Source organism: Streptomyces sp. NPDC006552 (assembly GCF_040611655.1).
In the GTDB taxonomy this organism is placed as follows: domain Bacteria; phylum Actinomycetota; class Actinomycetes; order Streptomycetales; family Streptomycetaceae; genus Streptomyces.
Genome location: NZ_JBEXOS010000007.1, coordinates 133,858 through 154,848 on the forward strand (window position 1 = coordinate 133,858; position 20,991 = coordinate 154,848).

The following is a 20,991-nucleotide window of genomic DNA, read 5'->3' on the forward strand; positions in this document are numbered from 1 at the left end:
CGGACGGCGAGTCCCCTTCGCCGCGCGACCCCCACCCCCGGGAGCCTCTTCATGAAGCCAGCGAGATCCACGTCGGCCGTACTCTGCGCCGCCCTGACAACGTTGTCTGCACTAGTCTTCGGCGGTCTGTCGGCCGCGCCCGCCGCGGCGGCGCCGACGGCCGCTGTCTGCAATAAGTACTGCGACGCGCGCGACCCGTCGCTGAGCCCTCAGGACCGGGCCCCGGTCTCCGCCACCGTCTCCTCGCGCACGATCGCCCTGCACTTCGACGACGCCGACGCGATGGGATGGGCCTCCCTCGACAACGGCGGCGCCGGCGACCGGGTCTGGCTGGACCGGTCCATGGACGGCGGCCGGACCTGGGACTCGGGGAGCCGGCTCGGCGACACCGCGGTGCCCTCGGGAGGACGGGGCTGGCGCACGCAGATGTACAACGTCGACGACTGGGGCACCCAGGGCGTCGGAGCCCTGCGGGCCTGTGGCCAGCCGTCGGCGGGCGCCATCGCGTGCACGCCCTGGGCACGCACCACCTGGAACGCGGGGAGCAGGAGCACCGCGGCGGCCACGGCCCTGATGATGTCGTACGACCGGGGCACCAAACTCTTCGGCGGCAACGGCTGGTGGACCTCCGCCAACGCGCTGACCGCCGTCATCGACAACATCCGGACCAGCGGCATGGGCAGCTACACCTATGCCATCGCCGACATCTACAACAAGAACATCGACGCGCAGGGCGGGCAGTTCCGCAACGAGTACCTCGACGACACCGGGTGGTGGGGCCTGGCCTGGGTCGCCGCCTACGACCTCACCGGAGACCGCCGCTACCTCGACACCGCACGGGCCGACGCGGACCACATGTATGCCAACTGGAACAACACCTGTGGCGGCGGCGTCCGGTGGAACACCAACGGCAACTACAAGAACGCCATCACCAACGAGCTGTACCTCCAGCTCACTTCGGCGCTGCACAATCGTCTCCCGGGGGACACCGTCTACCTGCAGCGGGCCCGCAGCGAATGGGACTGGTTCCGCAACAGCGGCATGATCAACGGTGACCGCATGATCAATGACGGCCTCGACGACAGCTGCGCCAACAACGGCCAGCCCACCTGGACCTACAACCAGGGCGTCGTCCTGGGCGGGTTGACCGAGCTGTCCAGGGCCACCGGCGACACCGGCCTGCTCACGACCGCGCGCGGCCTGGCCGACGCCTCCAGCGTCCGGCTCCAGACGGACGGGGTCCTGCGCGAGCCCGGCGAGGGCGACGGGTGCACCGGGGACGGCCCGAGCTTCAAGGGCGCATACGTGCGCGGACTCGGCGCCCTCAACCGCGGGCTGCCGGACCGGCCGTACGGCGCGGCCCTCACCCGGTGGGCCACCAGCGCCTACGACCACGACCGCAACCCGCTCGACCAGTACGGCCCGCACTGGAGCGGTGGCAACGGGGCCAGCGACTACGGCTGCCAGCAGAGCGTTCTGGACCTGCTCAATGCGGCGTCCGGCTGAGGGGTTCGCAGGTCCACGTGGCCCGGGCGGCGGCCCGGGCCACGCTCTCGGCATCAGCGGCGTTCGGCGACGGCGACGCGGCTCGTCCGCAGGGAGGTCCGTACGCGTGCCGGGCCGCCCAGGGCCCGCGCGACGCCGAGGAGGCTGTCGTCGGAGGTCACCGTCAGGCCGTACTCGGCGAGCAGTGCGGCCATGCGCGGCGGCTTCCACAGCGAGCGCCACGGCTCGCCCGCGGTGACGGAGTTGCCCAGCACGCGTGTCAGGAGACGGCCTGCGGCCGCTTTCGTGGAAGGCGTCTGGTAGTTGACGACGAGCGTGCTGCCGGGGGCCGTGCGCGCGGCGAGCGCGGACAGGGTGGCCCGGACTTCGTCGCGCGTCAGGTAGGGGACGACGCCCTCCCACAACCACGTCGTCGGCGCCCCGGGGTCGTGTCCGGCGGCGCCGAGCGCGGCTCCGAGATCGTCGGCGGTGAGGTCGACCGGCGTGAACCGGACCGAGCGGGCCGTGACCGGCGGTTCGCTCCGGTCCGGGCCGAGGCCGGGGGTGTGTCGCGCGGCCTCGGCGAGGCGGGCTCGTTTGTCCTGCTGGGAGGCCGGGTGGTCGACCTCCCACACGTCCGTCCGGGCCAGCTCGGCCAGGCGCCAGGCGCGGGTGTCGAGGCCGGCGCCGAGGATCACGAGCTGGCCCGTCGCGTGGGCGCGCAGGGCGTCGTCGATCGCGACCGTCCGCGGCACCACCACCTCCGCGGCGGCGCGCACGGTCTCGTACGCCAAGCGCGCGTGCCAGCCCGCCGGGACGGCCCCGGCCCGCACCTCCGCCACGGGGGTGCGTTCGTCGGTGCGCAGGAGCCGGACCGCCACCGGATCGGCGAACCGGCCGGGCGCGGTCCTGCCGTCCGCGGCCGCCCGTCCCTGACAGACCGTCACCGCCGTCCGGCTCGCCGCACGCTTCCCTTGCTTCATGCGGCCGCATTCAACACCATGTCCGGCCCCTGGCGCGCCCGGAGCCGACGAGGATGTCGCCGCCGCGGCCGCTGCCTCTCTCGCGCGCCCGCGCGCGGGAGCAGGATGAAGTCCCTGGCCGGAGTCGTTGGGCCGCATCGACCATCTGCCCAAGGCGCGGTGGCCGCCGTCATGGGCGGCTTGCGCGAGCGCGGGCTCATCGCCCCCGAGGGACGGTTCACGGACGCCGGCGGCGAGACGAAGGAACGTATCGAGGCCCTGACCGGCGAACTCGCCGCCCCGCCCTACGAGGGCCTCTCGCCTGCCGAGCGCGACGAACTGGTCGCCGTACTGGAGCCGCTCACCGCGACGGTGGTGGCCGCCGGGTCGCGGTGACACGAGCAGCCCACTCCCACGACCAGAAAACGGGGACTACTCCCCGCTTCATGGTAAGGTCCTCCCGCCCACAAAAACGGGGAGCACTCCCCACTTCTCTGTCGCCTCCCTCAGCCGTCAACTTCCGTCATCCGGGAGCCGTCCATGCGCACGCAGCACCCGACCGTCCAACTCGCCGACCTCACCGCCGATTTCACCGTCGACCCCTACTCCGCGTTCCGCGCCCTGCGCTCCCGCGGTCCCGTCCACCATGCGCGGTTCCCCACCGGGGACGAGGCGTGGCTGGTGATCGGGCACGAGGAGGTGCGCGCCGCGTTCGCCGACCCCCGGCTCCGCAACGACGTGCGGCACGCGGCCGACTTCGAGGACGACGGGCTGTACGCCGTGGGCCGCAACATGCTCCAGGTCGATCCGCCCGACCACACCCGCCTGCGGACGCTGGTGGCCCGCGAGTTCACCGCCCGTCGCGTCCAGGCGCTGCGGCCCCGTGTCGAGGAGGCGGCCGGCTCCCTGCTGGACACCGTGGCCGCCGACGGCCGGGCCGATCTGGTGGCCGCCTACGCCTATCCGCTCCCCCTCACCATCATCTGCGAGCTGCTGGGCGTCCCCGGTGACGACCGGGCCGCCTTCCGGGGCTGGTCCACGCAGGTGGTCGCGCTCGACGACGCGGAGGGGTCCGCCCGCGCCTCGCAGGAGATGGCCGGCTACCTCGCGGGGCTGGCGGAGGAGAAGCGGCGGCTGCGGCACGCGCCGGAGAGCGACCTGCTGCACGCCCTGGTCCGCGGCCACCACAGCGACGACGCCGAGCGGCTCTCCCCCGAGGAACTGCTCGGCATGGCCTTCCTGCTCCTCGTCGCCGGGCACGAGACCACGGTCAACCTCATCGCCAACGCCGTTCACCTGCTGCTCAGCCACCCGGACCAGCTCGCCGCCCTCCGCACGGACCCCGAGTTGCTCCCGGGCGCCGTCGAAGAGACCCTGCGCCACGAATCGCCCGCCCCGGCCGGTGCCTACCGCTACGCCGCCGACCCGCTCGACCTGGGCGGCGTCCGGATACCCGCGGGGGCGCGCGTCGTGCTCTCCATCGCCGCCGCGAACCGGGATCCCGCGCGGTTCGCCGCCCCCGACCGGTTCGACGTCCGCCGCGATCCGGTGGCGACCCGGGCCCATCTCGCCTTCGGGCACGGCCTGCACCACTGCCTGGGCGCCCCGCTGGCCCGCCTGGAGGCGACCTTGGCGCTGCGCCTCCTGCTGGACCGCTTCCCCGGCCTGGCCTTCGACGGCGACGGCACACCGCGGTGGCGCGCCAGCCTGATGCGGGGACTGCGGGACCTTCCCGTGCGCTGGTGAGCACCGGCGGGGCCGGAAAGCAGCCGCCGGCCGGGCCCTTCGTGAACCCGGACCGAACAGCCCGTGGCCCGCGGGTCACGCGGGATCGGGGAGCTGCCGAACCCCCGGAAAGTGCGCAACTGCCCAACTCTCCGATCCGTCCCACGAGTGCGCCCCTGCACCACCACGTGACTCGTGAGGACACCGAACCACCGTGACCCAAGCACCGCCCCTGCGCCGACCCGGCCCCGGCCGGGCGGCGAAGGACCCGCGCCGGGCGCGGGCGGGGGCCCTGGTGTGCGCGCCTCGGGTGTGCCCGGTGGTCGTGGCCGACACGCTCGTCCACCGCGACGACGGTCACCTGGCGGAGGCCTACGCGCGCGCCCTCTCCCCGGTTCTCGGCGCCGAGCTGACCCGCCGGTTCGCGCTGCCGTGACTCCCGGCCCCTACGTCACCTCACCCCGTCCACACGCCGTCCCGCATGACGACCCGGCCGCTCAGCTCGCGCTCTCCGCGCCAGGCTCGCACCGTCCGCGGGGTCACACACAGGTACTGGTACGGGGTGGCCTCCGTGCGCGGGTCCCAGCCGAACTTCTGCGCGAACGCGGCCGCCGCGTCCCGTGGCACCGTCGCCGTGTCATAGACCTGCGCCTCTCCTTCCAGGGTCACTACGTCGAAGGTGTGCGGCAGTGCCAGGCGGACCCGCGGGTCCGCGCGGACGTTGCGCGCGGTCGCGGAGGTCGCGCCGGTGCACATCCACACCGCCCGCCCGTCCCACGAGAACCACAGCGGCACCTGGTGCGGGCCGTGGTCGGCGTGGGCCGTCGACACCCACATGTCCCGCTCCACCGCGAGCCGATCGAGGGTGTCTCGCCTGCGTCGCGCCGCGTCGCGGTGAACGATCTCTGTTCCGTGCATGGGTGTTGACCGTAGCCAGCGCCTTCGCGGCGCACATCGGACGCAGGTCCTAGACCCGGCGACGCAGACGCCGTGTGCCCACGGGGCGGCGGGCTCTCCCCGCCGCCCCGTGGGCACGCATCGACGACTCAGCCGACCGGTACCGGCGGGGCGTCGGACTCCTCGGCGAGGCGCTCCATGCCGCTCGTGTTCTTCAGCGGCTTCTCCTTGATGAACAGGACCGCGACCAGCGCGAGCAGCGCGAAGGGGGTGGCCACCAGGAACAGGTCGCCGGTGGCGACTCCGTAGGCGTGCTCCACGATCTCCCGCATCGGGCCCGGCAGGGTGGTCATGTCCGGGACCCCGTGACCGGCTGCCCGGTCCGACCCGGCCGGCACGCCCGCCTGTGCGAGGCCCTTGCTCATCTCGGTGGCCACACGGTGGGCGAGGATGGCGCCGAGCACGCTGGTGCCGATGGTGCCGCCCAGGCTGCGGAAGAAGGACAGCACGGAGGTGGCGGCGCCGAGTTCGGTGGCGGAGACGTCGTTCTGCGCGGCCAGGACCAGGTTCTGCATCAGCATGCCGACGCCGATGCCCATCACCGCCATGAAGACGCTGAGCAGGCCGAAGTGCGTGTCCGCGTCGATCGTGGAGAGCAGGCCGAGTCCGGCGGCCATGGCGGTGGCGCCGATGACCAGGTAGATCTTCCAGCGCCCGGTGGCGCTGATGATCTGGCCCGCGACCGTGGACGAGACGAGCAGACCGAGGATCATCGGCAGGCTCATCAGCCCCGCCACCGTGGGCGACTTGCCGAGCGACACCTGGAAGTACTGCGAGAGGAAGACGGTGCCGCCGAACATCGCCAGGCCGACCAGCAGGCTCGCCAGGGTGGTCAGCGCCACGGTGCGGTTGCGGAAGATGCGCAGCGGGATGATCGGTTCGGGGACCCGCGACTCGACGTAGACGGCGGCCACGAGCAACACCGCTCCCCCGCTGACCAGGGCGGCGGTCTGCCAGGACGCCCAGTCGAACTGGTTGCCCGCGAGCGAGACCCAGATGAGCAGCGCGCAGACGCCGGCCACGATCAGGAACGCGCCCAGGAAGTCGATCTTCACCTCGCGGCGGACGGTGGGCAGCTTCAGCGTGCGCTGCAGCAGCACGATGGCGAGCAGCGCGAACGGTACGCCGATGAAGAAGCACCAGCGCCAGCCGAGCCACTCCGTGTCGACCAGGACACCGCCGATGAGCGGGCCGGCCACCGTGCCGACGGCGAAGACGGCGCCGAAGATGCCCGCGTACTTGCCGAGCCTGCGCGGCGGGATGACGGCGGCCATGACGACCTGCGCGAGCGCGGTGAGGCCGCCCGCTCCGATGCCCTGGGCCACGCGGCTGAAGATCAGCAGCCCGACGTCGTGGGAGAAGCCGGCCAGCAGCGAGCCGACCACGAACATGCACAGGGAGAGCTGGAGCAGCAGTTTCTGGTTGTAGAGGTCGGAGAGCTTGCCCCACAGCGGCACCGTCGCCGTCATCGCCAGCAGTTCGGCGGTGACGACCCAGGTGTAGGAGGACTGGCTGGCGCCGAGGTCGGCGATGATGCGCGGCAGTGCGTTGGAGACCACGGTCCCGGCGAGGATGGCGACGAACATGCCTGCCATCAGCCCGGACATGGCCTGGAGTATCTGTCGGTTGGACATCGAGGTGGGAGGCGTCTCTCGCGGCGCCGATGGTGCAGTCACTTCGTCTCTTTCAGGGTGCAGCACTGAGCCCCCGTCACACGAGGGGGGCTCCAGGAGGGGGAACGGTCAGGGGCGCCCGGGGGCGGGCGGTTCGGGCAGTCCGGCCGCGAGGTGGTCGAAGACCTCGCGGAACACGTCGTCGAAGGCGACCTCGTCCTGGCGGACGCACCAGTGTTCGACCGCGGTGCGCACGGCCGCGGTGCCGACGGCGGCCACCAGTCGCGGGTACAGTCCCAGCGCCCGGCGCCGGCGCTGCTCGGGCTCGGCCGCCGTGTCCTCGCCGCGTACGGCGGAGAAGAGGGGCGAGCCGGCGCCGATCCGTTCGGCGACGGCCTCGGCCATGCCGAGCTCGTCCGCGAGGTGAGCGCCGATACTGCGGGCGAGGAGGTCTGGAGAGCGGCGCAGCACTTCGGCGTGGAGCCGCCACAACTCCTGCTGCTGCTCGATCTCCTGCAGTTCCACCGCGATGGCGTCCCGCAGCGCTTCGAGCGGTGAGAGCGCACGCGGCGCCTCCCGCACGGCCGTGCGCACCCGGGCGCTGGACTCCGCGCCGATCAGGACGAAGACCTCATCGCGGGAGTCGAAGTAGTTGAAGAAGGTGCGGGGCGAGACGCCCGCCGCCTCGCTGATCGCGTCGACGGTGAGGTGCTCGACCCCGCGCTCCGCGGCCATCCGCACCGCCGCCTCCACCAGCGCGGCCCGCGTCGCCCGCTTCTTGCGCTCCCGCCAACTGCCTGCGTCAGCCACCGTCTCCGTCACGCCTTGCATGCTATGCAAAAATGCAGAGTCTGCAAAACAGCTGAAGCGTGGCCGCCGGTCCCGGGACGCGGGTCAGCGCCCGTGTCCCTGGTCCGTGTCCGGGGCCGGGTCCACCCGTTCGAGCTTGGTCCAGCCGGTCCAGCCCCGCTTCGTCAGCAGCTCGATCAGCCGGCGAGCGGGCGGCAGGGTGGCGAACACATGCGTGTCCAGCAGCTCGGCGAAGGGCGGCTCCAGGCCGGTGTCGTCGACGTAGCAGTCGCCCTGCTCGTCGGCCACGCGCGTGATGTAGGCGGCCAGTTCGTCGGCCAGTCCGGCCAGCCGCGGGTTGTCGTCGGTATGGTCGAGCGCCGCGCTCAGGGTGCGGTAGAAGCCGGCGATCCGCGGGTCGGCGAGCTGCTCCCGCTTGCGCGCCATCCACTCCGGGACGCGCTCGGGCGAGCGCGCGGCCAGCGGGATCCAGCCGTCGCGCTCGACCCGGACGATCCGTTCGTCGACCCCGAGCGCGCGCAGCCGGTCGAGGAAGTCGACCACCTCCTGGGGCAGTGCCAGGCTGTCCCCGGCGGCGAGGCGGGCGATCCGCGCGCGGTGCCGCCGCCGCTCCCGGATCTCCCCGCGCAGCCGCTCGTCGATCTCCGCGACCGCCGCGGCGAACTCCTCCTCGCCGGCCTGGAGCAGCTCCCGTACGCGCGCCAGCGGGACCCCGGCCTCGGCGAGCGTGCGGATCCGGACCAGCTCGACCACGGCGCCCGCGTCGTATCTCCGGTAGCCGGAGTGGTCCCGCTCCGGCTCCGGCAACAGCCCCTTGGCGTGGTAGTGCCGCACGGCGCGCACCGTCACTCCGGCGTACGCCGCCAGTTCGCCGATCGTCAGCATCAGGCCAGTCTCCTAGCCGGCGGCCCGGGTCCGGTAGAGACGCCGCGACCAGAGGTAGCCGACCAGTCCGATCAGCCCGCACCAGCCGACGGCCAGGAGCACGTCCGCGCCGTCGGGCGATCCGGCCAGCAGACCGCGCAAGGCGTCGATGACCGGCGTGAACGGCTGGTACGCGGCGAACCACCGCAGCCCGGCCGGCATCGTCTCCACCGGCACGAACCCGCTGCCCACGAACGGCAGCATGAGGAAGATCATCGGCCAGTTGCTCGCGGTCTCCGGGTTGGGGCTGGCCAGCCCCAGCGCCACGGTGAACCAGGTCATCGCGGACGACAGCAGCGCCAGCAGACCGATCAGCGCCGGCCACTGCGCCACCGAGGCGTCGGTCTCCAGCCCGAGCAGGAACGCCACGCCGAAGACCGTGGCGAGTGCGAGCGCGGTCTGCACCATGGCCCCCAGCACATGCCCGGTGAGCACCGAGACCTTCGCGATGGGCATGGTGCGGAACCGGTCGATGATCCCGCCCGTCATGTCGGTGGCGACGGAGACTGCGGTGCTGATGGAGACGCTCGCCACCGCCATCACCAGGACCCCGGGGGTGAGGAACGTCAGATAGGCGTCGTTTCCCGCCGGGGCCCCGGGCAGGCCGGCGCCCATGGTGGCGCCTAAGACGTAGACGAACAGCAGCAGGAAGAGCAGCGGCAGGCCGATCAGCATGAGTGTCTGCGACGGGTACCGGACCATGTGTCTCAGGTTGCGCCGCAGCATGGTCGCCGAATCGCGGACGGCGTACGTCGCCGTATTCATGCGGGTACCTCCTCGGGGGACGCGTCGGTGGTCGAGTGGTCGGTGAGTGCCAGGAAGACGTCGTCCAGGTCGGGGGTGTGCACGGCGAGCGCGGTGACCGCGTCGTCGTCGATCCCGGCCAGGACCCGTCGCAAGGTGGTGAGGCTGCCGTCGTGCGGCAGGGTCAGGGTGAGCGCCGCCGGGTCCGGGCGCGCCTTGGGAAACCGGCGCGCCAGGGCGGCCAGCCGCTCACTGTCGGCGGCCCGCAGCTCCACATGACCGCCCGGGACCAGCCGCTTCAGCTCGGCCGCGGTGCCCTCGGCGACCAGCCGGCCCCCGTCGAGCACCCCGATCCGGTCGGCGAGCTGGTCGGCCTCCTCCAGGTACTGGGTGGTGAGCAGGACGGTGACCCCGTCGGCCACCAGCTCCCGCACGATGTCCCACAGGTCCCGGCGGCTGCGCGGGTCGAGGCCGGTGGTCGGCTCGTCCAGGAAGATCAGCCGCGGTCCGGCCACCAGGGTCATCGCCAGGTCCAGGCGGCGCTTCATCCCGCCGGAGTACGTCGCCGCGCGCCGGTCCGCGGCGTCGGCCAGGTGGAACCGCGCCAGCAGCCGTTCGACCACCGCCTTCGCACAGCGTCGGTCGAGGTGGCCCAGGTCGGCCATCAACCGCAGGTTCTCCCGCCCGGTCAGCAGCGTGTCCACGGCGGAGAACTGCCCGGTCACCCCGATCGCGGCCCGCACCCGGTCGGCCTCGCGGCGCACGTCGTGTCCGGCGACCCGCGCCTCACCGGCGTCGGCCGGCAGCAGGGTGGACAGCATCCGGACCGTGGTGGTCTTGCCGGCCCCGTTGGGTCCGAGCAGGGCGTAGACGGTGCCCGCCGGGACGGTCAGGTCGACACCGCGGAGCACTTCGCGGCCGCCGTACGACTTGTGCAGTCCGGCGACCTCGATCGCGCTGGTTCTCGTCGTCATGCCCGCCATGCTGCGAGGTTGACCCTGCGTCAGGGTCAACCGTGCCCGCCGCTGCCCCCGCGCCGACCCGTGTCGTACCGTGGCCGCGCGCCGCGCCGAGCTCCCCCGTGTCCCGAAAGGAAGCGCCCGATGAACGACGACGACCCCGTGCTCGACGACCCGGTGGGCCAGTCGCTCGGCGGCCGGCACGCTCCTCTCGCGCGGCGGCTCGGCCGGGCCGCCACCTATGCCGCGGGGGTGGCGACCTTCTCGGCCGTGCCCGAGCGGCCGGACGCGGCGGACTGGGCCGACCTCGCCCGGCTGCTCGGGCCGGGCGGCTTCGCCGACATGTTCAGCTGCCCGGCCGTCCCGCCGCCGGACTGGGAGCCGGTCTTCCGTCTGGCGGGCCGTCAGCTGATCTGGCCCGGCACCGGGGCGCCGGACCTGGGCACCGCCGCCGAATCCGGTTCCACCGTCGTCGAGTTGGGCGCCGGCAGCGTGCCCGAGATGCTCGACCTCGTCGCCCGTACCGAGCCCGGCCCCTTCTGGCCCCGCACCCACGAACTCGGCACCTACCTCGGCATCCGGGCCGACGGCGTGCTCGTGGCGATGGCCGGAGAGCGCCTGCGGCCCCCGGGGTGGACCGAGATCAGCGCCGTCTGCACCGCTCCGCAGGCACGGGGACAAGGCCATGCCGCCCGCCTGGTCGGCACGCTCGTGGCCCGCATCCTGGCCCGCGGGGACCGCCCCTTCCTGCATGCCGCCGAGGCGAACACCGGCGCCCTCGCGTTGTACGAGCGGCTCGGGTTCAAGACCCGTAGGCAGGTGACGTTCCAGGGCTTCCGCACCCCCTGACCTCCGACCCCCGCACACCACTCGAAACCGATCATTCGAAGGTGTGGTTTACGGCCGACCGCGGAGCGGCACAGCGCCGCGTCCCGTCTCCTGAAGGCCGGGCGACTCGGGTTTCGGCCGGGCCGCAGGGCAGACAGAGGGGGACGCATGACAGCTGGCGCACGCCGTGGCCAGGGCGTGGAAGGGCAGGCGGTGCTGCTCGTGGCCGGGCTGGCGGACCTGGCGGTGAGCGCCGTCGGCGAGGCGGCGGGCACCGTCCAGCAGTGGCTGCGCCGGTCCGACGGGCCGGAGCTCGCCCGCGACGCGCAGCAGGACCTGATGGCCCGGGGACGCATCGCCCTGGACCGGATCGCCACCGTCCCGCCGGCCCACCTGGAGGTGCTGGCGCAGCACGCCGTCGCCAGACGGGCGGCGTCCGGTGGCGATGCCTGAGCGCTGGGACCAGGCCGGGTTCCGCGACCGGGTCGACACACTGCTGGCCGGCTTCCTGGGCGGGGAGGCGGACCAACTGGTCGCCATCGACGAGGCGTTGCGGCCGGTGGCCGGGCAGCTGCGGGCGGCGGCCGCCCACGGCAAGCGATTACGGGCGGCCTTCTGCTACTGGGGCTGGCGCGCGGCCGGCCAGCCCGAGAACGAGGCCCTGCTGCGCGCCGCCGCCTCGATGGAGCTGGTGCACGCGGCGGCGGTCGTCCACGACGACCTCATCGACGACAGTCCGCTGCGGCACAACCTGCCCACCGCCCACGTCGCGCTGCGCGCCGCCGTCACCGGCCGTCCGCGGGCACACGCCGCGGCCCGCTCCCTCGCCATGCTGGTCGGTGACCACCTGATGGCGCTCGCGGGCCAACTCTTCGCCACCAGTGGCCTGCCCGCCGCCTATCTGGCCCGGGCCCGGCCCCTGTGGGCGGAGCTGGCACGCGAGCTCATCGCCGGTGAGTGCCTGGAGATCCTCAGCACCGGGGCCCCGCCGGACACCGACCGCTCCTTGAAGGTCGTCCGCTACAAGACGGCCAAGTACACCGTCGAGCAACCCCTGCTGATCGGCGCATCACTGGCGGGCGCCGCCCCCGGCCTGCGCGCCGGGCTCTCGGGGTACGGGCTGCCGCTGGGCGAGGCGTTCCAGCTCCGGGACGACCTGCTCGGCCTCTTCGGTGAACCCGCCACCACGGGCAAGTCCGGTCTGGACGACCTCCGCGGCCACCGGCCCACCACCTTGCTGGCCCGGGCCTGGCAGAGCGCGGGCCCCGACCGGCGCGAACAACTCACCGCGCTCCTGGGCCGCCCGGACCTGGACGAGGCGGACCTGCGCGCGGTCCGCGGGCTGCTGCGCGAACTCAAGGCCCCGGACCAGGTGGAGGAGTTGATCGCGGCTCGTGTGCGGGAGGCCGTCGGGAGTCTCGGCGGGCTCGCCATGGCCGCCTCGGCGCGCCGGGCCCTCACCGACCTCGCGCACACCGCCACCGACCGCCCCTGCTGATCCCCACCGCGTGGCCGGGCCACCCCGCGAGAGCGGGAGCGGCTCGCCGAGAAGGAACCGACATGATCTACACCGAAGCCTCGATGAACGCGCTGCGCCTGGCCGGTGACGAGCTCGCCGACACCGTCGTGGCCACCCTCTTCGAACGCGGAGAGGTGGGCAAGTTCAACACCTTGATGCGCTACGTCTCCACCGCCGGCGCGCCCCTGCCGGACGGGCTGCCCGACGTGGCCCGCGAGTACCTGGAAGCGACGAGCGTCCCGCCGTCCTGGGTGGACTGGGGGGAGATGGAGAAGGCGCGGCTGTTCTTCATCGACAACAACGTGCACATCTCCACCGCCCTGTCCTTCGCCTCCATGCCCGCCTGTTACGTCGTCCCGAACGTCGCCCGGCTGCTCTCCACGACCCACGGCCTGGACTATCCCTCCCGGCGGATGGCGGAGACCGGGCAGTTCACCGTCTATCTGATGCAGCCCGACGCGTTCGAGGCGGGCAGCCGCTTCATCCCGGCCGCGCAGAAGGTGCGGCTGCTGCACGCGTCGATCCGCCACCACCTCAAGCGCGAGGACCGCTGGGACACCGCGGCAGTCGGCACGCCGATCAACCAGGAGGACATGGTCGGCGGCCAGATGTTCTTCTCGCTGCTCGTCCTGGACAGCCTGCACCGTCTGAACATCCACATGTCCACGGAGGGCGCCGAGGCGTACTACTACGCGTGGCGGGTGGTCGGGGCGATGCTCGGCGTCGACCAGGACGCCGTGCCGAAGACCCTGGAGGAGGCCCGCGCCTTCCTCGATCTGTACATGCTCCGCCACATGGGGCCCTCCGCGGAAGGCGCCCAGCTGACCCGGCAGTTGATCGATCTCTACGAGGAGGTCGTGCCCGGGACCTTCTTCGACCCCATCGTCTCTGCGCTCATCCGGTACCTGATCGGTGACACCTGTGCCGACTGGCTCCAGGTGCCGCGCACCGCCTGGGACAAGGCCGCCCAGGCGGTGCCGGCCCTGCTGGGGGTCCTGGAGACCATCGAGGACCGCTCCCCGTTCGGCGCCTGGGCCCTGGACCGGATCGGGCACCTCACGAGCGTCTTCGAGCTGTCCTCCCTGACCCGCGGCCGCGTCATGCACTACGCCATCCCCGAGCAGCTCAAGAAGGACTTCGGCGTCGAAGCGACGGTGCCCCGCACCCACCGCTGGACCCCACCGGCCCCGACCGTGACGACCTGATGGCCGGGGCCGCGGGTCGGACGGAGTGGCCGCACCGCGTCGCGTCGGTCCGCTGCCGGGACTCCGAGGGGCCGGCTCCCCGTACACCCGGCGCCCCGGCCGGGGTTCAGCGGTCGTCCAGTGGAACGGGCGCCGGGCGGGTCACCGTACTGGTGACCGGGATCGAGCGGCCCTCCGCCGCGGCGGTCAGGACTGCCTCCATCACCTCCAGGACGTGGAAGGCGAGGGCTCCCCCGGCCCGGCCCGCCGCCGGGTCGCCGGCGAACGCGCCGGACCAGACGAGGTCGGCGAGACCGTAACCGCGGGCCGCCCGCCGGTATCCGGCCGAGACCGGGAGCACCTCCCAGCCCCGCCCCGCGTCGAGCCGCACGTCACCGCTGAACCCGTTCGGGTCCGGCACGGCCAGCGACCCGTCGGTCCCGTGCACCTCGATGGGCGCGGCGTGGGTCGCCATGGCGTCGAAGCTCATCAGGAGGGTGGAGAGGGCGCCCGAGGCGTGCACCAGCGCGCCGGTGACGTGGGTCGGCGTCGTCACCGGGATGCGCTGGCCCGCGCGGGGGCCCGACCCGATGACGCGTTCCCCGCGCAGGGCGCTCGCGGCGCCCGTGGCGCTGACGACCGGGCCCAGCAGTGTCACCAGCGTCGTCAGGTAGTACGGCCCCATGTCGAGGAGCGGGCCGCCGCCCGGCCGGTAGTAGAAGTCGGGCGCGGGATGCCAGCGTTCGTGTCCTGGCGTCACCATGGTGACCGTGGCGCCGACCGGTGTGCCGATCGCGCCCCCGTCGACGGCGGCGCGCGCCGTCTGGACACCGGTGCCGAGTACGGTGTCGGGCGCGCAGCCGAGGACCACTCCGGCGGCGGCCGCGGCGGCGAGCATCCCGCGCGCCTGCTCGGCCGTGGCGGCGAGCGGCTTCTCCACGTACACCGCCTTGCCCGCGTCGATCGCCGCGCGTGAGGTGTCGGCGTGCGCGGCGGGGACGGTCAGGTTCAGGACGGCGTCGATGTCCTCGCGCCGGAGCAGCTCCGGCACCGTCAGCGCCGTGGCGCCGTGGGCGTCCGCCGCGGCGGCGGCGCGGGCGGGGTCGAGATCGGCGACGGCGACGAGAGCGAGGTCGTCGAGGCGGGCGATGGTCTCCAGGTACTGCCCGCTGATGACGCCCGCGCCGATGAGTCCGAGCGTCAGCGGCTTGCCCACAGCATCCCCCGCTCGATGATCGTCCGGACGTTGGGGTCCTGGAGGGTCTCCACCCGGTGGCCCGGCGTGCAGGCGAAGATGCGTCCCGCGCCCCAGTGGCGGGTCCAGACGGCCGGACAGGTGTGCGGCCGGTGCCAGGGGTCCCACGGCCGGGCCGGCAGCGTCGTCGTGGCGAGTACGTCGAGCAGGCCGTCGCCGAGGACCCAGTACTGCTCGGTGACGAGGTCGAAGCTCTCGATGCCCGCGGTGATCGGGTGCTCGGCGGCCGAGGCAAGGATGTCGATGCGGTGCGGCAGGTAGTTGTCGGACTGCTCGCCCGTCCGCCGGCCCGGTTCCTTGCCCGGGTGGTGGGCGAACTGGGCGCCCATCAGGTGCAGGTACTCCGCGCTGGCGCGGTACGCGTCGACGACGCCGCCGTGCCAGCCCGCGAAGCCGGTGCCCGCCTCGATGGCCGCCTGGAGTCCGAGGACCTGCTCCCGCTCGATCGTCGACATGGTCATGCACTGGACGATCAGGTCGGTGGCCGCCATGCGGTCGGCGTCGGCGTAGACGGCCGGGGAGTCGAAGATCTCGTAGCGGAAGCCGTGGTCGGTGAGGTGGGGCAGGAACAGCTCGGTGGCGGCCTCGGGCTGGTGTCCGTCCCAGCCGCCGCGCACGATGATCGCTCGCTTGGTCATAAGAGAGGAGACTCGCGCACCGCGGTGGTCCGCGGAAGAGGGCCGTGCCGCGGGTCCGGCCCGCCCGGGCCGCGGGCGGGGAGGGGCCCGTCCGGCGTACCCGGGTCGCGCGAGGGGTGGGACCGCCCGTAGACCGGAGCTATGAGCGACAGGCAAGAAGAGGTCCACCGCCCCGGCGAGATCGTCCCCGCTTCGGGGATCTACGAGTGCGACTGCGAGCAGCACCACGGCTACAGCACCGATGTGCGCGGCCACCGCTTCCCACCGCCGCCCGACGGGTGCTCGGGCCACGGGTGGCGGCTCAAGGACGCCGCGCACCCCGGTTCCTGAGAGCGAGGCGCGAGGGCAGCCGGGCGCGCGGGCGTCGTACGCCCGCGCCGGGTTCTCGTAGCCATCGGCGGACTGCGCCGAACGCGGCAGTCCCAGGTCTGGCCCCGGGCTTTGCGGGAATCCCTGGAGCATGCGCGAGAAACGGCGGCTGAGGACGAGCCACCTCGACAGACCGGGCATCACCCGGGTCCGTTCGGGGCGTGGATTCCGGTACAAGGACGCATCGGGGCACGTCATCACGGACCCGGCCGAGAAGGAGCGCCTGCGCGCCCTGGTCATCCCCCCGGCCTGGCAGGACGTCTGGATCTGCCCGTGGCCCAACGGCCATCTCCAGGCCGTCGGCACGGACGCCGCGGGCAGGCGCCAGTACCTCTACCACCCGTGGTTCCGCGAGCGGCAGGAACAGGCGAAACACGACCACGTGCTGGAGGTCGCCCGCGCGCTGCCCGACGTGCGCGCGCAGGTGACGGCGGACCTCGCCCGGCGCGGCCTGTGCCGCGCACGTGTCCTCGCCTGCGCCGTCCGCCTACTCGACCTGGGCTTCTTCCGCATCGGCAACGAGTCCTACCGCCGGGACAACGGGACGTACGGACTGACCACCCTGCTCAAGGAGCACGCCTCCTGCCGGGCCGGGGAGGTCTCGCTGACGTATCCGGCGAAGTACTCCAAGACGCAGACGCGCGCGCTCAGCGACCCGCCCGCCTGCAAGGTGCTGCGTACCCTGATGCGCCGGGGCGGTGAGAGCCCGCGGCTGTTCGCCTACTGGCAGGGCGGGGCCTGGCACGAGCTGAGCGCCGCCGAACTCAATGAGTACCTGCGCGAGAGCGCGGGCCGGGACATCACGGCGAAGGACTTCCGCACCTGGCACGCCACCGTCCTCGCGGCCGTCGCCCTCGCCGTCTCCGCCCGGGTCGCCGAGGAGTCCCGCACCGCCCGCAAGGGTGCCGTCACCCGGGCGGTCCGCGAGGTCAGCACGTACCTCGGCAACACCCCCGCCGTCTGCCGGGCCTCGTACATCAACCCGCGGATCGTCGAGCTCTTCGAGGAGGGCCGCACCATCGCGGACTCGCTGGAGAAGCTGGGCGACGGCGCCGCGTTCGGCCACCCGGCGACCCAGGGGCCCATCGAGGAGGCGGTGCTGCGGCTGCTGGCGTGAAGCGCCGGCCCGCGGGACACCGGACCGCATGACCGTTGCCGTCCGTCCGAAGTGAGCGCACCGCCGTGCTCCTCGCCCCCGCGGTGTACGCGGCCACGGGGGCGCGGGGCGTCACGCCACGGCCAGCGCGTCCAGCTTCCCCGCCTTCGCCTCCTCGACGAGCGAGGCGAACTGGTCGGCGCTCATCTGCACGCGCTGGCCGAAGTCGTCGGTGATCACGATGCGACGCTCGACCGGCGCCTGGGGGTCGAGGAACAGCTGCGGGCACCCGCAGTCGCACTTCCCGCAGAACGTGGCCACCTCTTGCAGGCCGGTCAGGTCGGTCATGTCCAGGCTCCCTCCGGACGGGTACGGATGCTGTGCCCCGGACATACCCGGCCGCGCCGGCCTGAACGCCGCTCCACGGCGGCGGCCGGAAGCACGCCCGGCGCGACGGCCACCGCGTCGCGCCCCATGTGCCTCCATCGCCGGGCCCTCCCGGGAACCGCACCCCGGCCCCCGGACACGTCAGCCCGCGGGGCCCGGTGACCGGGGCGTCCTGGGGAGTTCCACGGTGACGCGCAGGCCGCCGGCCGGGCGCGGGGTGAGGGTGAGCCGTCCGTCGTGCGCCCGGGCGATGGTGGCGACGATGGCCAGGCCCAGGCCGACGCCCGCCTGGCCGGTGTGGACGCGTTCGGTGCCGCGCTGGAAGGGTTCGGTGAAGGTCGCGACCTGGTCCGCGGCGAGAGGGTCACCGGTGTTCTCCACCGTGAGGACGACCGTCGTGGGGCGGACGCCGGTGTGGACGCGGACGCTGCCGCGCTGCGGGAGGTTGTGGACGATCGCGTTCTGCAGGAGGTTCGTGGTCAGGTGCAGCAGCAGCGCCGGCGAACCGGGGGTGGAGGCGATGGCGCCCTCGGTCCGCAGGGTGATGCCGCGCTGCTCGGCCACCGGCAGGAGTGTCTCGGCGGCTTCCTCCGCCAGCAGGGACAGGTCGACGGGTTCGCGCCGGAAGGAGCGCCGGTCCGCGCGGCTGAGCAGGAGCAGCGCTTCGGTGAGGTCGATGGCCCGGGTGTTGACGGCGTAGAGGCGGTCGACGAGCGGATCGCCGGCGCGCCCCGGATCGGCGCGGGCCACGTCCAGCAGCGACTTCGTGACGGCCAGCGGCGTGCGCAGTTCGTGGGAGGCGTTGGCGGCGAACCGCTGCTGCTGCGCGACGTGCGCCTCCAGCCGCGCGAGCATGGTGTCGAAGGCGTCGGCCAGTTCCCGGAACTCGTCCTTGCGGCCCGGCAGCCGGATGCGGTGGGAGAGGGACCGGCTGGAGGCGAGCCGGGTGGCCTCGGTGATCCGGGTCAGGGGCGCGAGCATCCGGTCGGCCAGCAGCCATCCTCCCGCGAGGCCGAACACGAGCAGGAACAGCATCGTGACGCCCGCCATCGGCGCGAAGTCCCGTACGACGGAGCGGCGGTAGCCGGGGACGAGGACGAGGCCGCCGTGCGGCACCCGGGTCAGGAACACCCAGCCGGCGAGGAGCATCAGGACACCGGCCAGCATGAGGAACCCGGTGTAGCTGAGGGTGAGTTTGAGGCGCACGCTCAGCCCCGGCCGCCTATCCACCGTCCGCTCCCCCGCGTCGGCCGCCGGGCGCCGGGTCGATGCGGTAGCCGACGCCCGGCACGGTGGCGATGAGCCACGGTTCGCCGAGCCGCTTGCGCAGGGCGGAGACGGTGATGCGTACGGCGTTGGTGAACGGGTCCGCGTTCTCGTCCCAGGCCCGCTCCAGGAGTTCCTCGGCGCTGACGACCCCGCCGTCGGCGGCCACCAGGACTTCCAGGACGGCGAACTGCTTGCGGGTGAGCGCGACGTAGCGGCCGTCGCGGTGCACCTCACGGCGGAACGGGTCGAGCCGCAGGCCCGCGATCTCCCGTACCGGCGGCCTGGCCTGGGCCCTGCGGCGGTCGAGCGCGCGCAGCCGGAGCACGAGTTCGCGCATGTCGAAGGGTTTGGTGAGGTAGTCGTCGGCGCCGAGCCCGAACCCGGACGCCTTGTCGTCGAGGCGGTCGGCGGCGGTGAGCAGGAGGATCGGCATGCCGCTGCCCGTGGCGACGATGTGGCGCGCGATCTCGTCGCCGGAGGGGCCGGGGATGTCGCGGTCGAGGACGGCGACGTCGTACGCATGGGTGCCGAGCAGCTCCAGCGCGGCGTCGCCGTGGCCCGCGAGGTCGGCGGCGATCGCCTCCAGACGCAAGCCGTCGCGGATCGCTTCCGCCAGATAGGGCTCGTCCTCGACGACCAAGACACGCATGTCTGCAGGGTACGAGGGCGGACATATCGTCGGCGTATCGGAATCCGCATACATGGCGGCAACACCGCGGCGTCTTCACTTGCGGCATGACTTCCACCCAGACATCAGCACGGGCGGCGGACCGCCCGGCCCGCCGGCCGCGCCTGCCCGGGAGCGGGCGGCCGTGGCGTCCCCGGGTCCGGCGCGGGCCGGGGCGCAGGCCGGGCCCGTGGCGCCGCGGCCCCCTGCTCGTGGCGTCGGCGCTGCTGCTCGGCCTGCTCCTGCTCGGGCACGGGCGGATCACGCACCGCGGCGGCCTCGGCAGTCTGGTGGAGACCTTCCTGCCCTGGTGCGGCCTGTTCGTCCCCGTGCTGCTCGCCGCGGCGTGGTGGCGGCGCTCCGCCGCGGCGGCGCTGGCTCTGGTGGTGCCGGTCGCCCTCTGGTGCCACCTCTTCGGCGGGCTGCTGGGCGACCGTTCGCGGGCGGGCGGCGACCTCACCCTCGTGAGTCACAACGTCGCCGCCGAGAATCCCGATCCGGCCGGCACCGCGCGCGAGCTGGCCGCGTCCGGCGCGGACGTGCTGGCCCTGGAGGAGCTGTCCGAGCAGGCCGTGGGGGTGTACGAGAAAGAGCTGGCGCGGGCGTATCCGTACCACACGGTGCAGGGCACGGTCGGCCTGTGGAGCAAGGTGCCGCTCTCCCACGCCCGGCCGGTCGACCTCCACACGGACGTCGGACGGCTGGCGGAACGCAGGCCGGCCGCGGTCAAGCTGGCGGAGAGCCGGGCGCTGCGCACCACGGTGGCCACCGGCCGGGGGCCGCTGACGGTGTACGTGGCCCACCTGGGCTCCGTCCGCGTCACCCCGGCGGCCGGCTTCTGGACGGAGTCGCGGGACCGGAACGCGCGGGCACTGGGCGCGGCCCTCGCCGCCGAGCGGAGCGAGCGGGTGGTGCTGCTCGGCGACCTGAACGGCACGGTGGACGACGGCGCGCTCGGTGGCGTCACCGCGCGGCTGACCTCGGCCCAGGACGCGGCCGGTGCCGGCTTCGGCTTCAGCTGGCCGCGCTCCTTCCCGGTGGCGCGGATCGACCACATCCTGGTCCGCGGTGTGGAGCCGACCCGGGCGTGGCTGCTGCCGGCCACGGCCAGCGACCACCTGCCGGTGGCGGCGGAGATCAGCTGGTGAGGGGTCTCCCGTCCCACGGGCGCCGGGTACGTGCGGCGACCACGCGGACGGTGGCCCAGCTGCCGGTGGTGGACAAGAACACCGGCGGCTCCACCGGGCGCTGGGCCGTGGACCGGTTCGGCGGCAACCTCGCCGATCTGACCGACGAGGGGCGGGTCGCGCTCGTCACCACGGGCATGCCCACCTCGGCGCCGACGCAGATGGAGGCGCAGACCGAGGCGGGTCCCGGGCCGACCGTCAGGGCGCCCTGGCAGCCGGTGTGGCAGCTCAGCAAGCCCGCCGCCTGGTAGCTGACGCCGGCCGACAGCGGCGGGACGGTCGTGCGCACGCTGGCCGGGACGACGACGGTGGACTGATCCGGCGGTCCTGTAAAGGGATTACCGGCCACAAGGACGCATCTCGGCCACTTCGCCGGGAGTACAACAACCCTTCTCGCGTCGGAGCTGTCACAC

Annotated in this window: 24 protein-coding genes; 12 read left to right on the forward strand and 12 right to left on the reverse strand. The window is 73.3% G+C overall.

The genetic code is table 11. The features are described 5' to 3' along the window. Positions 1 to 51 precede the first annotated feature (51 nt). A complete protein-coding gene (locus tag ABZY33_RS06915) occupies positions 52 to 1,506 on the forward strand; it encodes a glycoside hydrolase family 76 protein (protein ID WP_356490426.1) in 1,455 nt (484 codons plus the stop codon). Positions 1,507 to 1,559: 53 nt separating this feature from the next. Here the strand turns inward: ABZY33_RS06915 and ABZY33_RS06920 are convergent, their stop codons facing one another. Continuing rightward, positions 1,560 to 2,468: a class I SAM-dependent methyltransferase gene (locus tag ABZY33_RS06920; protein ID WP_356490427.1), complete on the reverse strand. Its 909-nt coding sequence runs from the start codon at positions 2,466 to 2,468 to the stop codon at positions 1,560 to 1,562. A 171-nt stretch (positions 2,469 to 2,639) separates the two neighbouring features. Between ABZY33_RS06920 and ABZY33_RS06925 the strand changes: the two genes are divergently transcribed. The 3 genes from ABZY33_RS06925 to ABZY33_RS06935 all read left to right on the forward strand — a co-directional run bounded on the left by ABZY33_RS06925 (position 2,640) and on the right by ABZY33_RS06935 (position 4,608). Beyond that, entirely contained in the window at positions 2,640 to 2,843 is a 204-nt protein-coding gene (locus ABZY33_RS06925) for a hypothetical protein (RefSeq protein WP_356490428.1), read from the forward strand. A 144-nt stretch (positions 2,844 to 2,987) separates the two neighbouring features. Continuing rightward, positions 2,988 to 4,193 (forward strand): cytochrome P450, encoded by a 1,206-nt coding sequence (locus tag ABZY33_RS06930; RefSeq protein WP_356490429.1) that lies wholly within the window; start codon positions 2,988 to 2,990, stop codon positions 4,191 to 4,193. Positions 4,194 to 4,386: 193 nt separating this feature from the next. Next, positions 4,387 to 4,608: a hypothetical protein gene (locus tag ABZY33_RS06935; RefSeq protein ID WP_356490430.1), complete on the forward strand. Its 222-nt coding sequence runs from the start codon at positions 4,387 to 4,389 to the stop codon at positions 4,606 to 4,608. 20 nt (positions 4,609 to 4,628) lie between these two features. Here ABZY33_RS06935 and ABZY33_RS06940 read toward each other — a convergent pair whose 3' ends face one another. The 6 genes from ABZY33_RS06940 to ABZY33_RS06965 form a co-directional block, all read right to left on the reverse strand. Further along, the gene (locus ABZY33_RS06940) at positions 4,629 to 5,090 is read right to left on the reverse strand and encodes a pyridoxamine 5'-phosphate oxidase family protein (RefSeq protein WP_356490431.1); all 462 of its coding nucleotides are present in this window, start codon (positions 5,088 to 5,090) and stop codon (positions 4,629 to 4,631) included. 128 nt (positions 5,091 to 5,218) lie between these two features. After that, positions 5,219 to 6,763 carry an MDR family MFS transporter gene (locus ABZY33_RS06945; RefSeq protein ID WP_356490432.1) on the reverse strand — a complete coding sequence of 515 codons (1,545 nt, stop codon included), beginning with the start codon at positions 6,761 to 6,763 and terminating at the stop codon, positions 5,219 to 5,221. Positions 6,764 to 6,871: 108 nt separating this feature from the next. After that, positions 6,872 to 7,573 (reverse strand): TetR family transcriptional regulator, encoded by a 702-nt coding sequence (locus ABZY33_RS06950; protein WP_356490433.1) that lies wholly within the window; start codon positions 7,571 to 7,573, stop codon positions 6,872 to 6,874. Between the two features lie 63 nt (positions 7,574 to 7,636). Then, positions 7,637 to 8,437: a MerR family transcriptional regulator gene (locus ABZY33_RS06955; protein WP_356490434.1), complete on the reverse strand. Its 801-nt coding sequence runs from the start codon at positions 8,435 to 8,437 to the stop codon at positions 7,637 to 7,639. Positions 8,438 to 8,449: 12 nt separating this feature from the next. Further along, positions 8,450 to 9,241, reverse strand: a complete 792-nt coding sequence (locus ABZY33_RS06960; protein WP_356490435.1) for an ABC transporter permease — start codon at positions 9,239 to 9,241, stop codon at positions 8,450 to 8,452. After that, positions 9,238 to 10,194, reverse strand: coding sequence for an ATP-binding cassette domain-containing protein (locus ABZY33_RS06965; RefSeq protein ID WP_356490436.1), 957 nt, complete (start codon positions 10,192 to 10,194; stop codon positions 9,238 to 9,240). The genes ABZY33_RS06960 and ABZY33_RS06965 overlap by 4 nt, the downstream gene beginning before the upstream one ends. A gap of 129 nt (positions 10,195 to 10,323) precedes the next feature. Here ABZY33_RS06965 and ABZY33_RS06970 point away from each other — a divergent pair, with 129 nt between their 5' ends. From ABZY33_RS06970 to ABZY33_RS06985, 4 genes are all read left to right on the forward strand, one after another. Beyond that, positions 10,324 to 11,028, forward strand: coding sequence for a GNAT family N-acetyltransferase (locus tag ABZY33_RS06970; RefSeq protein WP_356490437.1), 705 nt, complete (start codon positions 10,324 to 10,326; stop codon positions 11,026 to 11,028). A 147-nt stretch (positions 11,029 to 11,175) separates the two neighbouring features. Further along, the gene (locus tag ABZY33_RS06975; RefSeq protein WP_356490438.1) at positions 11,176 to 11,460 is read left to right on the forward strand and encodes a polyprenyl synthetase; all 285 of its coding nucleotides are present in this window, start codon (positions 11,176 to 11,178) and stop codon (positions 11,458 to 11,460) included. Further along, positions 11,453 to 12,505, forward strand: a complete 1,053-nt coding sequence (locus ABZY33_RS06980) for a polyprenyl synthetase family protein (RefSeq protein WP_356490439.1) — start codon at positions 11,453 to 11,455, stop codon at positions 12,503 to 12,505. Before ABZY33_RS06975 ends, ABZY33_RS06980 begins: the two co-directional genes overlap by 8 nt. 62 nt (positions 12,506 to 12,567) lie before the next feature. Then, positions 12,568 to 13,731, forward strand: coding sequence for an oxygenase MpaB family protein (locus ABZY33_RS06985; protein WP_356490440.1), 1,164 nt, complete (start codon positions 12,568 to 12,570; stop codon positions 13,729 to 13,731). Between the two features lie 106 nt (positions 13,732 to 13,837). On the opposite strand, the gene ABZY33_RS06990 is transcribed toward ABZY33_RS06985, so the two are convergent. After that, on the reverse strand, positions 13,838 to 14,926 hold the full coding sequence (locus ABZY33_RS06990; RefSeq protein WP_356490441.1) for a Gfo/Idh/MocA family oxidoreductase: 1,089 nt from the start codon (positions 14,924 to 14,926) through the stop codon (positions 13,838 to 13,840). Then, entirely contained in the window at positions 14,911 to 15,603 is a 693-nt protein-coding gene (locus ABZY33_RS06995) for a ThuA domain-containing protein (protein ID WP_356490442.1), read from the reverse strand. The genes ABZY33_RS06990 and ABZY33_RS06995 overlap by 16 nt, the downstream gene beginning before the upstream one ends. A 141-nt stretch (positions 15,604 to 15,744) precedes the next feature. On the opposite strand from ABZY33_RS06995, the gene ABZY33_RS07000 reads away from it, so the two are divergent. Both ABZY33_RS07000 and ABZY33_RS07005 read left to right on the forward strand, forming a co-directional pair. After that, positions 15,745 to 15,933: a hypothetical protein gene (locus ABZY33_RS07000; protein WP_356490443.1), complete on the forward strand. Its 189-nt coding sequence runs from the start codon at positions 15,745 to 15,747 to the stop codon at positions 15,931 to 15,933. Between the two features lie 130 nt (positions 15,934 to 16,063). Continuing rightward, positions 16,064 to 17,089, forward strand: coding sequence for a DNA topoisomerase IB (locus ABZY33_RS07005; protein WP_356490444.1), 1,026 nt, complete (start codon positions 16,064 to 16,066; stop codon positions 17,087 to 17,089). A 111-nt stretch (positions 17,090 to 17,200) separates the two neighbouring features. Here ABZY33_RS07005 and ABZY33_RS07010 read toward each other — a convergent pair whose 3' ends face one another. The 3 genes from ABZY33_RS07010 to ABZY33_RS07020 form a co-directional block, all read right to left on the reverse strand. After that, positions 17,201 to 17,416 carry a hypothetical protein gene (locus ABZY33_RS07010; RefSeq protein WP_356490445.1) on the reverse strand — a complete coding sequence of 72 codons (216 nt, stop codon included), beginning with the start codon at positions 17,414 to 17,416 and terminating at the stop codon, positions 17,201 to 17,203. Between the two features lie 180 nt (positions 17,417 to 17,596). Continuing rightward, positions 17,597 to 18,685: a HAMP domain-containing sensor histidine kinase gene (locus ABZY33_RS07015; RefSeq protein WP_356490446.1), complete on the reverse strand. Its 1,089-nt coding sequence runs from the start codon at positions 18,683 to 18,685 to the stop codon at positions 17,597 to 17,599. Next, positions 18,678 to 19,373: a response regulator transcription factor gene (locus ABZY33_RS07020; protein ID WP_356490447.1), complete on the reverse strand. Its 696-nt coding sequence runs from the start codon at positions 19,371 to 19,373 to the stop codon at positions 18,678 to 18,680. The genes ABZY33_RS07015 and ABZY33_RS07020 overlap by 8 nt, the downstream gene beginning before the upstream one ends. A gap of 86 nt (positions 19,374 to 19,459) precedes the next feature. Between ABZY33_RS07020 and ABZY33_RS07025 the strand changes: the two genes are divergently transcribed. Together ABZY33_RS07025 and ABZY33_RS07030 are read left to right on the forward strand one after the other, a co-directional pair. Further along, positions 19,460 to 20,539, forward strand: a complete 1,080-nt coding sequence (locus tag ABZY33_RS07025) for an endonuclease/exonuclease/phosphatase family protein (protein WP_356490448.1) — start codon at positions 19,460 to 19,462, stop codon at positions 20,537 to 20,539. Between the two features lie 50 nt (positions 20,540 to 20,589). Beyond that, positions 20,590 to 20,829, forward strand: a complete 240-nt coding sequence (locus ABZY33_RS07030) for a hypothetical protein (protein ID WP_356490449.1) — start codon at positions 20,590 to 20,592, stop codon at positions 20,827 to 20,829. Positions 20,830 to 20,991 lie beyond the last annotated feature (162 nt).